Source organism: Duganella aquatilis (genome assembly GCF_009674565.1).
In the GTDB taxonomy this organism is placed as follows: domain Bacteria; phylum Pseudomonadota; class Gammaproteobacteria; order Burkholderiales; family Burkholderiaceae_D; genus Rugamonas; species Rugamonas aquatilis.
In genome coordinates this window covers 150637-164924 of the sequence record NZ_WKJL01000007.1, presented here as the reverse complement: position 1 = coordinate 164924, position 14288 = coordinate 150637, and the positions used below count along the sequence as shown (strand labels likewise).

10 protein-coding genes and 1 pseudogene are annotated in these 14288 nt (G+C 63.9%); 3 read left to right on the top strand and 8 right to left on the bottom strand.

Going from position 1 to position 14288, the window contains the following annotated elements:
• Position 1: 1 nt before the first annotated feature.
• The 8 genes and pseudogenes from GJ698_RS12395 to GJ698_RS12360 form a co-directional block, all read right to left on the bottom strand.
• Positions 2–1624, bottom strand: coding sequence for a cbb3-type cytochrome c oxidase subunit I (locus tag GJ698_RS12395; protein WP_371865274.1), 1623 nt, complete (start codon positions 1622–1624; stop codon positions 2–4).
• A complete protein-coding gene (locus GJ698_RS12390; RefSeq protein WP_154357931.1) occupies positions 1608–2168 on the bottom strand; it encodes a cupredoxin domain-containing protein in 561 nt (186 codons plus the stop codon). The genes GJ698_RS12395 and GJ698_RS12390 overlap by 17 nt, the downstream gene beginning before the upstream one ends.
• Positions 2169–2348: a hypothetical protein gene (locus tag GJ698_RS12385; RefSeq protein ID WP_154357930.1), complete on the bottom strand. Its 180-nt coding sequence runs from the start codon at positions 2346–2348 to the stop codon at positions 2169–2171.
• A gap of 10 nt (positions 2349–2358) precedes the next feature.
• A complete protein-coding gene (locus GJ698_RS12380; RefSeq protein ID WP_154357929.1) occupies positions 2359–3624 on the bottom strand; it encodes a c-type cytochrome in 1266 nt (421 codons plus the stop codon).
• Positions 3621–4361: pseudogene (locus GJ698_RS12375) on the bottom strand (c-type cytochrome). Before GJ698_RS12375 ends, GJ698_RS12380 begins: the two are co-directional and overlap by 4 nt.
• A 109-nt stretch (positions 4362–4470) precedes the next feature.
• Positions 4471–5913, bottom strand: a complete 1443-nt coding sequence (locus GJ698_RS12370) for an efflux transporter outer membrane subunit (protein ID WP_371865273.1) — start codon at positions 5911–5913, stop codon at positions 4471–4473.
• Positions 5910–9008, bottom strand: a complete 3099-nt coding sequence (locus GJ698_RS12365; RefSeq protein ID WP_154357928.1) for an efflux RND transporter permease subunit — start codon at positions 9006–9008, stop codon at positions 5910–5912. Before GJ698_RS12365 ends, GJ698_RS12370 begins: the two co-directional genes overlap by 4 nt.
• Positions 9001–10128, bottom strand: coding sequence for an efflux RND transporter periplasmic adaptor subunit (locus tag GJ698_RS12360; protein ID WP_154357927.1), 1128 nt, complete (start codon positions 10126–10128; stop codon positions 9001–9003). The genes GJ698_RS12365 and GJ698_RS12360 overlap by 8 nt, the downstream gene beginning before the upstream one ends.
• Positions 10129–10311: 183 nt before the next feature.
• Here GJ698_RS12360 and GJ698_RS12355 point away from each other — a divergent pair, with 183 nt between their 5' ends.
• The 3 genes from GJ698_RS12355 to GJ698_RS12345 all read left to right on the top strand — a co-directional run bounded on the left by GJ698_RS12355 (position 10312) and on the right by GJ698_RS12345 (position 14030).
• Positions 10312–10995 (top strand): response regulator transcription factor, encoded by a 684-nt coding sequence (locus GJ698_RS12355; RefSeq protein ID WP_154357926.1) that lies wholly within the window; start codon positions 10312–10314, stop codon positions 10993–10995.
• Positions 10988–12385 (top strand): sensor histidine kinase, encoded by a 1398-nt coding sequence (locus GJ698_RS12350; RefSeq protein ID WP_154357925.1) that lies wholly within the window; start codon positions 10988–10990, stop codon positions 12383–12385. The genes GJ698_RS12355 and GJ698_RS12350 overlap by 8 nt, the downstream gene beginning before the upstream one ends.
• 478 nt (positions 12386–12863) lie before the next feature.
• Positions 12864–14030, top strand: a complete 1167-nt coding sequence (locus GJ698_RS12345; RefSeq protein WP_154357924.1) for a hypothetical protein — start codon at positions 12864–12866, stop codon at positions 14028–14030.
• Positions 14031–14288 lie beyond the last annotated feature (258 nt).

Genomic DNA, 14288 nt, shown 5'->3' with positions numbered 1-14288 from the left:
ATCACCTGATCGGAACGGCCGGCACGGCGGTATTCGGAGTGTTGATCAGCTGCGCGATGGGGAAGCCGTAGTTGATGACGCTCAGGCCGATCATCAACGCCAGCCACAACCCAAAGCCGTTCAGCGCCGCCGGGATGCGCGCGCCCGCATGCACCGGCGCGCTGAAGCGGAACGCCGGCAGCGGCACCGTCGCGCCGCGATGGCCGGAAGCCAGTATCCACAGGAACAGCGCGCCGGACGCCAGCAACAGCAGACCGCCGCTGAAGGTGATGATGACCGACAGCGACATCGGCGCCAGGTCGGTGGCTGTGTAGTCGTAGTAGGCCATGCGGCGCGGCATGCCAAGGATGCCGACCCAGTGCCACGGCATGGTCAGCACCATCATGCCGACAAACCACAGCCACAGCTGTACGCGCATCAGCTTCCAGGCGTTGAGTGCGCGGCCGGTCAGGTGCGGCCACAAATCGTAGGCCAGCGCAAAGTACATGATGACGATGGCGCCGCCGAAGATCAGGTGGAAGTGACCGGTAATCCATTGCGTGTTGTGGATGGCGAAATCCAGCTGGTAGCTCATGTTGATCAGGCCACCGGCGCCGCCGAAGCCCAGCATGATGAAGGACAGCGCCAGGGCCAGCATCATCGGATTCTTCCACGGCAGCCTGGCGATCCAGGCAAAGCTGCCGGCGCCGCCGCGCAGCCGGCCGGCAATCTCGACCGAGGCGCAGATGGTGAAGATGGTCAGCAGCGTCGGCACGGACACCATGGCGGTGAACACCGCATGCAGGAACTTGACGCCGGTGCCAACCTGCGGATCCTGGAACAGGTGGTGTATCCCGATCGGCATCGAAAACACCAGGAACAGGATGAAGGAGATGCGCGCCATGGCGTCGCTGTACAGCCGGCCGCCAATCGCGCGCGGCACCAGCGTGTAGAAGGCGATATAGGCCGGCATCAGCCAGAAGTAGACGATGGCGTGCAGCGTCCACGAGAAGAACACGCGCGCCAGGCCGGCGTCGATGGTGGTCTTGAAGCCCAGCGCCACCGGCAGGATCAGGAACAGGATTTCGATGGCGGCGCCGACCGAGGTCCAGGCCCACAGGTAGGCGCCGGCGTTGTTGGCGAACATTGCCAGCGGCACCGTGGCGCCTGGATTGGCGCGGCGCCAGGCGCGCAGGTTGACCGCCATCAGCGCCACCCAAATCCACGAGCCGACTACCACCAGCACCACGCCGATGTAATAAAACGGATTGCCGATCAGCGGCGGGTAAAAGGTGTACAGCACCGACGCCTTGCCCAGCGCCACCGGCACCATGGCCACCACGGTGCCGACCACCACCAGGCCGAAGCCGGCCCAGGCCCAGCGCAGGCCGACCAGCGCCTGCTTCAACGCCAGTTCCACGATTGCGTAGCCGAAACCCATCGCCACCAAGGTCGGGAACACATAGCCCATGGCCGAGCCGTGCGCGGTGACGGAGCGGTAATACAGTTCGGGATTGCCCAGCCAGGTATGCAGCGGGCTGCGGATGTACATCTGCCACTCGCCGAGGATCAGCGCCAGGAAGAAAGCCAGGAACGCCAGCCAGAAGTGCGCCAGCACCAGCCGCCGGTTAGGAATGTTCAGCACAGCTCAGCCTCCCTTGCTTTTGCGCCAGCCGCGCGTAGGTGTCCTTGTCCACCACCTTGACGTGGGCCCACATGGCGGCATGGCCGATGCCGCAGAATTCATGGCAGGGCATGGTGTGGTCGCCGGTCTTCTGGAAGTGGGCGTGGAAGGTGGAGACGTAGCCCGGCACCAGGTTGACGTTGACGTTGGTGCCGGTAACGCTGAAACCGTGCACCACGTCGGCGCTGGTGGCGCGGATGACGATCGGCGTGTCGGCCGGCACCACCACGCACTGCGGCGTGAACGAGTACTGGCTGCCGACCAGCCGCACGGTGATGCTGCCGTCGGCCTCGGTGGCGCTGCCCAGGTTGGCCTCGACAAATTCGCCGGCCAGGTGCAAGGTGCCGGGATTGACGGTTTCCATGCGTTGCGGCGGCATGGTGATCCAGTGCAGGCTCATGTACGCCATCATGCCGAGCAGCAGGGCGATGATGGCGGCGACGATCCATACCCAGCGCGTTTCGGCCTGTTCGGCGGCGTGGGCGGCGCTATGCTGGTCGCTCATCTAGGCACCTCCGCGCGCGACGAAGACCAAAAAGTAAAACGCGAACCAGATGAGCACCACCACGGCGGTCGCCACGCCGGCCAGCGCGAAGGCGCCGCCGGGACCGCGCGCGACGATGTCGTCCACGCGCTGCTGGTTGGCGGCTTCGGATTCCGTGGGCGTATCGTTTTCCACGATCATGGCGTTCCTCCTATTCAAGCAGCGCGCTGCGCAGCTGGTTGACCTGCTGCGGCGTGACCGGCGTGGCGGCGTTGCCCCAGGCGTTGCGGATGTAGGTCGCCACGGCGGCGACTTCGGCGTCGTTCAGCTCCTGCGCGAACGGCGGCATGCCGTACGGTGTCGGATTCTTGCGGGTGCCGGGCGGGTAGCCGCCGTTGAGGATCATGCGCACCGGATTGACGGAGGAACTCATCAGGATCGACTGGTTGGCGGCCAGCGGCGGGAAGTGCGGCGGCATGCCGCGTCCGTCCACCGCATGGCAGGTGGCGCAGCGGGCGTCGTAGATGCGCTGGCCTTCGGCGAACATCTGCGACACTTCGTTGGTCAGCGGTGCGGCCGGTGCGGCCGGCGGATCGTCGCCCGGCAGTCCTTTCAGGTAGACCGCCATGGCGCGTACGTCGGCGTCGTTCAGGTATTGCAGGCTGTTGAAGGTGACTTCGGCCATCGGCCCGTAGACGGTGCCGCGATGCGAAACGCCGGTTTGTAGCAGGTCCATGATGTCCTGCAGCGCCCAGTTGCCCAGGCCGGCCTCGCGGTTGGAGGTCAGCGACGGCGCGTACCAGTTCTGCATCGGGATCAGGCCGCCCTGGAAGGCTTTCGCTTCGGCCGAGCCGCCCAGCGCGTTGATCGGCGAGTGGCACATGGCGCAGTGGCCCAGGCCCTGCACCAGGTAGGCGCCGCGGTTCCATTCCACCGACTGTTGCGGATCGGGCTTGTATTCGCCTTCCTGAAAGTACAGCGTGCGCCAGCCGATCAGCAGGCTGCGGTTGTTGTAGGGGAAGCGCAGCTCGTGCTCGCGGTTGGCGTGCTTTACCGGCGGCACCGACATCAGGTAGGCGAAGATGGCGTCCGAGTCGTCGCGCGTGACCTTGGTGTAGGAGGCGAACGGCATGGCCGGGTACAGCAGCTTGCCGTCCGGCGAGCGGCCGGTGTGCAGCATGTTGTAGAAGTCGGCCGGCGTCCACTTGCCGATGCCGGTTTCCTTGTCCGGCGTGATGTTGGGTGCGTACAGGTTGCCGAACGGCGTGGGCATGGCGCGGTTGCCGGAGAAGATGGCCTGGCCGGGGATCGTGTGGCAGGCGATACAGTCGCCGGCCTGCGCCAGGTATTTGCCGCGTTCGATCTGTGCGCTGCTGACGGTGGTGGCGGGCGCGGACGAGCCGCGGTTCATCAGCCACCAGGCGCCGCCGGCCAGCAGGATCAGGATCAGCAGGAGGATGAGCAGGAAGCGCTTCATGGCTTGGCCTCCGCCGCGTGCGGGTTCTGGCTGCCGCAGGCCATCGGCAGTTGCGTGGTGTCGGCGGCGACCGGTTTGTCCTGCTGCGGCACCGGCAGCGTGGCGAGGTAGGCGGAGACGGCGGCCACTTCAGGTTCGGACAGCGTCGAGGCGACGATCTGCATGCAGTCCGGCGCCAGCGCGGTGCGGGTGCCGTAGCGCTAGGCGCCGAGCTGCGCGCTGACGTAATCGGTGCGCAGGCCGAGCAAGCCGGGGATGCCGGGCTCGCGGCCGGTCAGCGCCGTGCCGTGGCAGGCGGTGCAGGCCGGGATTTTCTTGTCCGGCAGGCCCTTGCTGACGATCTGCTGGCCTTGGGCGATGGTGGCTGGCGGTGCGGCTGGCGCGGTGACTGCCAGCGGGTCCGGGCTTTGGGCTGCGAAGTAGTCGGCCATCTGCTTCAGGTAGGCCGGCGGCAGATAGGCCAGCAGATAGTTCATCGGCGCGTAGCGGCGGCGGCCCTCCTGGAAGGCAATCAGCTGGTTGTACAGGTAGCCGGCCGGTTTGCCGGCCAGGCGCGGGAAGTAGAAATTGGCGACGCCACGGCCCTTGTCGCCGTGGCAGCCGACACAGGCAAGCGTGCGCGCCTCCATGGTATCGGGCGCGCGCTGCGGAGGCACGGTTTGTTCCGGCTGGGCATACGCGTAACCGGCGATTGTGCTGAGAACCAGAAAAGCTGATAAACACCGGGATGGGACCATGCCGTCTCCTCAGGGCTGCAACTAGTGGCTTTCTAACCAATATTTATTCTACAACTGCTTCCCCGCTTGTTATAAACCTTTCAAATAATTTGTTGCGTATTGGTCACATTTACTCGCTTTGCCAGCCGCCGCCCAGGGCCTGGAACAGGGCGACGGTGTCGGTGTAGCGGGCGGCTTGGGCCTGGATCAGCGTGATGGTGGCTTGGCGCCAGGCCTGGCCGGCTTGCAGGACTGGCGGGTAGCCGGTCTGGCCCAGCTGCCATTGGCGTTGGGCGATGGTCCAGCTTTTGTGGGCGGCTTGTTCGGCGTTGGCGGCGGCACGCAGGGATTGCGCATCGGCGTCAATGGCGTGCAGGGCGTCGGCGACGTTCTGGAAGGCGGTCAGCACGGTGCTGCGGTATTGGGCTGCGGCCTGATCGTAGTTGGCTTCGGCGGCGCGTTGCTGGTGCAGCAGGCCGCCGCCGCGGAACAGCGGTTGCGCCAGGTCGGCGCCGATGCTCCAGAAGCCGGCCCCGGATTTGAACAGGGTGCCGGCGTCCAGCGCCGAGCTGCCCAGCGCGGCGGTCAGCGCGATGTTGGGCAGGCGCGCGGCTTTGGCGATGCCGATCTGCGCGGAGGCGGCTTGCAGTTGCGCTTCGGCGGCGCGGATGTCGGGACGCTGTTCGACCAGTTGTGCCGGCAGGCTGAGTGGCAGTTCGGTGGCCAGCGTCAGGTGGCTGAAGTCGAGGCGCTGGGCGACGCCTTCGCTGGGATAACGGCCGGCCAGCACCGCCAGCAGGTCGTGCTGCTGGGCGAGTTGTTTTTGTAGTGGCGGCAGGTTGGCTTCCGCTTGCGCCAGTGCGGCTTCCTGCGCGGCGACGTCGGCCGCACCGAGTTGGCCGGCTTGCTGCTGCTTGCGCACGGCGTCCAGTTGCTGGCGGGCCATGGCGGTCAGTTGCTGCATGGCGTCCAGCTGGGCGCGCAGGGCGGCTTCGTTGATGGCGGCGTTGACGATGTTGCTGATCAATGTCAGGCGCGCGGCTTCGCGCTGGAAGCGGGCGACGTCGGTCTGGGCGTCGATGGCTTCGACCTGGCGGCGGGTGGCGCCGAAGACGTCCGGCGTGTAGCCGATGTTTAGCTGGGCGGTGTGCAGGCTGTACAGGTTGGTGCCGGAGGCGGTGGGGCTGGACAGGGTGTCGGCCACACGCTGGCGGGTCGGTTGCAGGTGCAGGTCGACGGTCGGCAAGTAAGCGCCGCGCTGGGCGGCGGCGGTTTCGCGGGCGGCGCGCAGCGCGGCGTCGGCGGCTTGCAGGTCGGGATTGGCTTGCAGGGCGGCGGCGATCAGCTGATTCAGGTCGTCGGAGCCGAAGACGGTCCACCATTGCGCGGAGACGTCCTTGCCTTCGGCGAAATGCTGCGAGGCGCCATCGGCAAGCGGCGATGCTGCGGTGTTGGCGGCCAGTGGCTCGGCGGTGTAGCGCGTGGCGGTTGGCGCGGCCGGGCGCACGTAGTCGGGACCGGCGGCGCAGCCGGTGGCCAGCAATGCGACCAGCAGGGACAGGGTTTTCATCATGCTTGTTCTCCTTCGGGCGCCGGCGCCGGGTGGCGGGCGAAGCGCTCTTCGATCAGGTAATACAGGGCGGGCAGCAGCACCAGCGTCAGCACGGTGGCCGTGACCAGGCCGCCGACTACCACGGTGGCGAGCGGACGCTGGACGTCGCTGCCCAGGCCGTGCGCCAGCGCCGCCGGCACCAGGCCCAGCGCGGCGACGGTGGCGGTGGTGAGCACCGGCCGCACGCGCTCGCGGGCGCCGTTGATGACTGCCGTGCGCAGATCGTCCGGCAGCAGCGCGCGCCAGCGGTTCAGGTTGGCCAGCATCACCACCGCGTTCAGCACCGACACGCCAAACAGCGCGATGAAGCCCACCGCCGACGACACGTTGAGCGTCATGCCGCGCATCTGCAAGGCCACCAGTCCGCCCAGCAGCGACAGCGGCACCGCCAGCAGTATCAGTCCCGGCTGACGCAGATTGCCGAACTCCGAGAACAGCATCACAAACATCAGCGCCAGCACCGCCGGCACGATCACCGCCAGACGCGCCTGCGCGCGCTGCTGGTTCTCGAACTGGCCGCCCCAGGTGATCTGGTAGCGCGCATGGTCATACGGAATCTCGCGCTGGATGCGGCCCTGCGCCTCGGCCAGGAAGGACGACAGATCGCGGCCGCGCAGATTGGTGCGCACCGTCAGGTGACGCCGGTTCATCTCGCGCGTGATGGTGGTTTCGCCCTCCGCCAGGCGGATGTGCGCCACCTGCGCCAGCGCCACGTGGGCGCCGTTGGCGGCGTTCAGCACCAGATCGCCGATCGCCTGCGGATCGTTGCGCGTCGGGCCGCTGAAGCGCGCCGCCACGTCGTAGCTGCGGTCATCCACGTAGACTTGCGCGACCGGGCTGCCGCCGATGCCGGTCTGGATCAGCGCCATCACGTCGGAGACATTGATGCCGAGGCGGGCCGCCGCGGCGCGGTCAACGTCGATGCGCACCTGCGGCAGCGGCGGTTCCTGGTCGATGATCACATCTTCCGCGCCAGGCACGCTGCGCAGCAGTTTTTCGACTGAACTGGCCAGCTTGCGGGTGGCGTGGAAATCGTCGCCATACACTTTGACCACCAGATCGCTGTGCGCGCCGGCCAGCTTGTCCAGTACGCCGTCGATCATCGGCTGCGAGAAGCCGACGTCGGTGCGCGGCAACTGCTTGTAGCGCGCCGCCAGCTTGTCGATCAAGTCCTGCTTGCTCATGCCGGACGGCCATTTGTCGTAGGGCTGCAAAGTCACCGCGCATTCGATGTGCGACGGCGTGAACGGATCGGTGCCTTCGTCATTGCGGCCCAACTGCGTGACCACGTGAGCCACCTGCGGTTCCTGCAAGGTGGCGTCGCGCAGCGCGTCCGCCATCTGCGTTGCCTTGGTCAGCGAAATGCCGGGTGGGAGCGTGACCTGCAACCAGATCGAGCCTTCGTCCAGCGTCGGCAAAAAGTCGCGGCCGATGGCGCCGCCGACCACGATCACCGCCACCAGCGTGGCGCCAGCCACGGCCAGCACCAGCTTCGACTTGCCGACCAGCCGTTGCAGCAGCGCTTCGTAGCGCGGCATCAGCCATCCCAGCACCGGATTGTGGAAGATCTTGCGCGGCTTGCGGAAGGCCCAGTAGGCCAAGCCGGGGATCAGCATCATGGTCATCAGCAGCGCACCGAGCAGCGCGAAGCCGACCGCAAACGCCATCGGCGAGAACAGCTTGTATTCGATGCGCTGGAAGGCAAACAACGGCAGGTAGGCGATCATGATGACCAGCATGCCGAAGCAGGTCGGGCGCATCACTTGCAGCGTGGCCTTCATGGCGTCTTTGGCCGACAGCAGGCCGTCCGGCTGTTTCTCGCGCTGAAGCAGAATGGCTTCCAGCACGAAGATGGCGCCATCGACGATGATGCCGAAGTCAATCGCTCCCAGCGACAGCAGGTTGGCCGGAATTTTAAAGTGGTGCATCAGGATGAAGGCCGCCATCAGCGACACGGGAATCGCCGACGCCGCGATCAGCGCCGCGCGCGGGCTGCCGAGGAACAGCACCATCACCAGCGTCACCAGCACCACGCCTTCGATCAGCGTCTTGCCGACCGTGTGCACGGTGGCGTCCACCAGTGTGCTGCGGTCCATATAGGGCACGACCTTGACGTCTTTCGGCAGCAGGTGGTCGTTGAGGTCCTGCACTGCCTCGTGCACGCCGGCGATCACGCGCGACGGATTCTCGTTCTTCAGCAGCAGCACGATGCCGGAAACGGTGTCCGACACCTTGTCCTTGCCCAGAACCCCATGGCGTTCCTGGTTGCCGAGCGTGACGTTGCCGAGGTCTTTGACCAGCACCGGCACGCCGTTCTTCTGCGTGACCACCACGTTGCCCAGATCATCCAGGCTGTGAATCAGGCCGACGCCGCGCACCACCAGCCCTTGCTGGCCGCGCGTCAGGATGCTGCCGCCGGCGTTGGCGTTATTGGCCGCAATCGCCTGCGTGATCTGCGCCAGCGACAGGTTGTACTTGGACAGCTTGGCCGGATCGAACTCCAGCAGGAACTGCGTGGTCAGGCCGCCGAAATTGCCGACATCGACCACGCCGCTGGCCTGCTTCAGGCGCGGGATCACGACCCAGCGCTGCAATTCGGATAGCGCGCGCAGATCCTGGCTCTTCGATTCCAGCGTGTAGCGGTAGATTTCGCCGATGGGCGAGGTCAGCGCGTCAAGCGACGGTTGCGCGCCATACGGCAGCGACACGCCGGCAATGCGCTCCTGCAGGCGCTGGCGCGACCAGTAGTCTTCCGCGCCGTCCTGGAACACCACGGTGATCAGCGACAGGCCGAAGGTGGACTTCGAACGCATTACATGCATGCCAGGCGTGCCCATGATCTCGCGTTCCAGCGGAATGGTGATCTGCTGTTCGACTTCCTCGGCGGCCAGGCCGTTGACCTGCGTGACCACTTGCGAGGTGACGTCGGCGATATCGGGATAGGCTTCCAGCGGCAGCTGGCTCCAGCAGTAGCCGCCATACAGCGCCACCAGCAGGAAAATCAGCGAGACGATGCCGCGCCGGTTAAAGCACAGGGTAACCAGACGTTCAATCATTGAGCAGCACTCCATCCTTGGTGACGATGCGCTCGCCGGCTTTCAGGCCGGACAGCACTTCCACTTGTTCGCCGATCTGCGCCCCCAGCTTCAGTTCGCGCGGTTCGAATTGCCATGGCTTGACTTCGACAAAGGCGCGGCTGGCGAAGCCGTTCTGGATCACGGCTGTCATCGGCACCAGCATGCCGTTGTGCGGACGCGCCAGTAGCGTGGCTTCGGCGAACATGCCGGGTTTCAGATGGCCGTCATGGTTGTCGAAGGGCAGGCGGACCTTGATGGTGCGGGTGTCGGCGTCCAGCATTTCGCCGATGTAGCGCACCTGGCCGGTCACCGGCGCCGGCCAGGCGTCCAGCTTGACGCTGGCCTGCTGGCCGACGTACAGCTGCGCCAGGTCTTTCTCCTGCGCGTTGGCGCTGATGAAGACCTTGGACAGGTCGGCGATGGTCATCAGGGAAGCGGTGGCGTCGTTCCAGTAGGCGCCGGCGGCGGCCGACAGTTCGACCACGCGGCCGGCAATCGGCGAGCGCACGGCGATGCGGCCGGCGCCGGCATTGCCGCCGCCGTGCGCGCCCAGTTGCGCCAGCCGGGCGGCTGCGCGGGCGGCTTCAGCGGCTGCGCTGTCGAAATCGCCCTGGGCCTGCTCGACGTCGCGCTTGGCGGCGATATCGCCTTGTGCCAGCTCGTGCTGGCGCGCCAGATTGCGCTGCGCCAGCGACAGCGCCGATTGTGCCTTGGCGTTGTCGGCGCCAGCCTGCGCCATGTCCGGCGCATCGATGGTGAACAGCACTTCGCCAGCCTTGACCTCGTCGCCCAGCTGCTTGTTCAGGCTGACGATGCGGCCGGCCAGCGGCGGCGTGACTTTCACCAGGCGAGCCGGATCCGCTTCCACCAGCGCCGGTAGCGTGATAGGCGCGGCGATGCTTTGCTCGGCGATGGCGGCGATCACCAGCGAGCGTCTCAACGGTGATTTTTCCGGAATGCGCAGCAGGTCGCCTTCATGCACCAGCGATGGCACATCCTCGGCGGCCGGCGCCTGCTTGGCGTTCGAGCCGTAGAGGCGCAGCGCGGCCAGGCCCAGCAGGCCGAGCAAAATCAGTTTGGTCAGGGTGGCTAGTTTCATGATGATTCTCCGGAACGCCGGGCAAAGCGCGGCCTGCCTCCCTCGGTGGGGATGCGGTCATGGTTGGAAAGGCTGGAAAGTGACGCCATGGTACGGAAATTTGCTGCACTGCATCCTGAATTCTTCTTCAGGAAAGGCGGGCCGTGCCGCTGCTATACTCTGGCCGTCTAGGCGAGGGCATACATGCAGATATTGTTGGTGGAAGACGATCACAAGGCAGCGCGGCTGCTCGCGCGCGGCCTGGAGGAAGAGGGCTACACGGTCACGGTCGCCCATGCGGCGCAGGACGTGGAGGCCGCCGACCTGGCGCGCGCCGATCTGGCCATCCTCGACTGGATGTTGCCGGGCAAGGATGGCGTCACGCTGTGCGGCGAATGGCGCCGTCGCGGCCTGCAGACGCCGGTGCTGATGCTGACCGCGCGCGACGCCGTCGCCGACCGCATCACCGGCCTGAACACCGGCGCCGACGATTACCTGACCAAACCGTTTGAATTCGATGAATTGCTGGCGCGCGTGCGGGCGCTGCTGCGACGCTCGGTGCGCACGCAGCCGGTGCTGCTGCAAGTGGCCGACCTGAGCATCGATCCGCAGACGCATGCGGTGCATCGCGGCGGCGCCAGCCTGGACCTGACGCCGAAGGAGTACGCGATTCTCGATTTCCTCGTGCAGCACGTGGGCGAGGTGGTCAGCCGCTTGCAACTGGCGGAACACGTCTGGCATGCTGACCTGATCGCCATCGACAACCTGATCGACGTCCACATGAAAAACCTGCGCCGCAAGGTTGATGCGCCGGGCAACGAACCGTTGATCGCCACAGTGCGCGGACGCGGCTTCCGCCTGGCGGCTCCGGGAGAGTCGGATGCTTAGCCTGCGCCGCCGGCTGGTACTGATTCACTTGATGGCCACCGTGGCCACCGTCGGCGCGATAGCGGCGGCAGGCTGGTGGCAGTTGTCGCGCTCGGTACGCGGGCAGCTCGACTCGGCGCTGCTGGCGCTGGCCGACACGGAAGTCGGCATGCTGACCGACACGCGCGCCACGGCCATCCGCGTGCACGAAGCGCCGGCCGGCAGCGCGCCGCTGTCGCTGACGCGGCTGGACCGGCTGGTGCAGATCATCGACGGCCAGGGCAGGGTGCTGGCACGCAGCGCCAATCTCGGCAACGATGTGCTGCCGTTCCCGCCGCGTCTGCTGGAACAACTGGCGGCCGGCGAAACCGCCTTCGCCACCTTGCCCGATGCGCGCGAAGAACCGCTGCGCATGGTATCGGTGCCGGCGCTGGTCGACGGCCAGCGCTACGCGGTGCAGGTGGCCGGTTCGCTGGACGATGCGGACCAGATCCTGCAATCGGCGGCGATCCTGTTCACGGTGATGGCGACCGCCTTGCTGGCGCTGGTCGGCTGGGCCGGCGACCGCTTGTCGCGCAAAACCTTTGTGGCGATGGAGAACATCGTCGACCAGGCGCGCAAGATCGGCGACAGCAGCCTGGACCGGCGTCTGCCGCATCCCGGCGGCGATGACGAGATCGGCCATCTTGCCGATACGCTGAACGCCATGCTGGACCGCATCGAACAAGCATTCGAAGCGCAGCGTCGGTTTACAGCGGATGCTTCGCACGAACTGCGTTCGCCGTTGTCGCGGCTGCGCACGGAAATTGAAATCACGTTGCGCCGGCCGCGTTCGAACGAAGAATATGTCGTCGCGCTGCGCTCCTGCCTGGCCGAAGTCGGTGGGCTGACCATGCTGGTGGAAGAGCTGCTGATGCTGGCGCGGCTGGACGCCGGCCAGCAGCTGGCGCAGGTGGAATTGGCGTCGCTGTCAGCGCTGGCGAAGGAAACCATCCAGCGCCTGAACGCGCCGGCCGCTGAACGCCGCATCGACATCATCCTGCAGGACGCGCTGGCGGAAGCGGCGCAGGTCGACCGTGCGCCGGTCAGCCTGGTGCTGCGCAACCTGCTGGAAAATGCGCTGAAATTCTCGCCGGCCGACGGCCACGTCACCGTCCGCATCCAGCGCGGCGCGCAAGGCGTGACCTTGTCGGTGGAAGACCAGGGCTTGGGCATTGCGGAAAGCGAGCTGCCGTTCCTGTTCGAACGCTTCTTCCGCGGCAGCGGCGCCCGCGCCGGCGAAGTAGACGGCGTCGGCCTCGGACTGGCCCTCTCGCAAGCCATCATGCAAGCTTACGGCGGCCGCATCGAAGCTGAAAACGTCGCCACAGGCGGAGCTAGATTCACGCTTTTTCTGCCGAGGACTGCTTAATGAGGCGTGGATCAAAAGAAAATGGGCTCACAAAGTGCTGACCTTGGGATTGTAGATAGCCGCTTTTCAGAAAGAATGACGGATATCAGTATCAGGGGTAATAATGGTGGTTGCAACTACCCATTCTCATAAGTCACAGCACTGATTTCCATAATTTACCGTCACTATCTCAACCACTCTGACACGTGGGGGCAGAGTTATTAGTAGGTTTGGGTGTCGGTTAAGTGAACTACGGTAGCGCAAATATCTACTTTCGTCCGAAGCAGGATAAGTCATCATTACTGCTAGGATGGCTGTCCATTTTCTGCTGGAGTATCAGTTAGCTCTTGCAAATGGTCGTAAGCGGAAACTCTCTAGCCTAATTCCGGGCAAGAATTTGGCTAGTTACTATCCTTAGCATTCGCTGCGAGGGGCGGTAGGAAAATTAATATTATCGACGTAAACGATACAATTTGTGCCATTCTCAAGGAAAATAAACGTGAGCCAAGCTAAAGCGAATATGCAGCAACAACCTTTTATTGCCTCACGGTGGGAACGTAACTCAGCCGATGACTTTATGATTTGGGTCAAGAACAGCGGTGTTGGGCGAGTTCGCACATCCACTCTGGGGCAGGCCGTTAGCCAGTTATGGCTCGATTATGCAGAGAGCGCCTCCAAGTCCGAACTCGCTGAAAAGCTGCCGGACGTACTTCGCAGTTGCGATAGCTTAAGTTTTCAGCAACCAAGTGAGGCAATCGCGTACGCAGGACTTCACCTCGTTGATCGATATGGCCGCATCATGCAGGTACTTGAATATCTTTTGCGAGTGGGCCGACTTCCAATCAGGAAAACGCGCGTAAGTATTTTAGAGGTGGGTTCGGGACCTGCGCCTGCTTTGTATGCAACGCGCGACTTTTATGCAATGTTGCATGAGTGGCCGGCCCGAGGTGAAGTTGAAGTCGCGAATGTCAAAGTTGCCGATTCGCTTGAGCGTGGAGATGCATGGGACCGAACACTTCACTACCTTTCTGAGTACTTAATGTTGGCGCGGCAAGAAACCAATCCAATGGCTTTGCCATTTCAGCGTGCAATTCACGATCTTTCAGGCTTCAAGGTAAAAACCCGCCATAATGAAGCGGTCGCAGAGCGGGCACACTGGATCAGACATGAGTTTGATTCGGCCGATGAGTACATCAGCAGCGCCGCTGCATTTAAAATAGCGTATGAAGAAGGTGTTCACGCTCCATCCGCCTACGACATGATCTTCATGTGCAATTTTTTAACACAGACAGAGATGGCTGAGCGGTTTGAGACAGAGCTTCTGGACTTAGCTAACTCGCTCACTCCCGGTGGCGTGCTCGTAGTGATGGGCGGTGTAGGTGCAAGCTACCCTGAAATCTACGAAAAGGTTCGGAATATTGCTAGGAGTGCCAAGTTGACGGACGTCAGCCCCACTGAGGTATTCGATCCGAATAAGTCGCCGCAACTAGATATCGTACGCGACCATGTTTTGGCGAATGTGGCCGCTGCCCTTGGTGATTGCGACAGGAATACGAGAGACTACATCCAGAAAAAATTGCCGAAAGACATAGTTGAGCCGGCTGTGGAGTTCATATTGCCAAAATATCGAGCTCTCCTTTTTGTAAACCAGAAACAGCGCAAATAGAATTGTGGAACAAAATTGAGAGCCTTTTGCAAGGAGAGGCTAAATTTGCTACGAAAATTTTTTGATGGGTAATGACTGTTTCTGGCTGTACTTAAGCTTTTGACAGGATCTCTGGTGACGATCGGTACTTACATCCCGATGAAGAATTGATTGGAATTTTTGACTTATACATCTAGGGAATTTTGAAGTCTGTTTGGACGAAAGTGGGAGCTCGCGCAGCTTCCTTTATTTGCACCCAAGCTAAATGCCATTCTGAGC

Excerpts from the sequence above, each read along its gene's own strand:
- GJ698_RS12355 (WP_154357926.1), top strand. The coding sequence starts at position 10,312 with ATGCAGATATTGTTGGTGGAAGACGATCACAAGGCAGCGCGGCTGCTC.
- GJ698_RS12370 (WP_371865273.1), bottom strand. The coding sequence starts at position 5,913 with ATGATGAAAACCCTGTCCCTGCTGGTCGCATTGCTGGCCACCGGCTGC.
- GJ698_RS12380 (WP_154357929.1), bottom strand. The coding sequence starts at position 3,624 with ATGAAGCGCTTCCTGCTCATCCTCCTGCTGATCCTGATCCTGCTGGCC.
- GJ698_RS12390 (WP_154357931.1), bottom strand. The coding sequence starts at position 2,168 with ATGAGCGACCAGCATAGCGCCGCCCACGCCGCCGAACAGGCCGAAACG.
- GJ698_RS12385 (WP_154357930.1), bottom strand. The coding sequence starts at position 2,348 with ATGATCGTGGAAAACGATACGCCCACGGAATCCGAAGCCGCCAACCAG.
- GJ698_RS12360 (WP_154357927.1), bottom strand. The coding sequence starts at position 10,128 with ATGAAACTAGCCACCCTGACCAAACTGATTTTGCTCGGCCTGCTGGGC.
- GJ698_RS12350 (WP_154357925.1), top strand. The coding sequence starts at position 10,988 with ATGCTTAGCCTGCGCCGCCGGCTGGTACTGATTCACTTGATGGCCACC.
- GJ698_RS12365 (WP_154357928.1), bottom strand. The coding sequence starts at position 9,008 with ATGATTGAACGTCTGGTTACCCTGTGCTTTAACCGGCGCGGCATCGTC.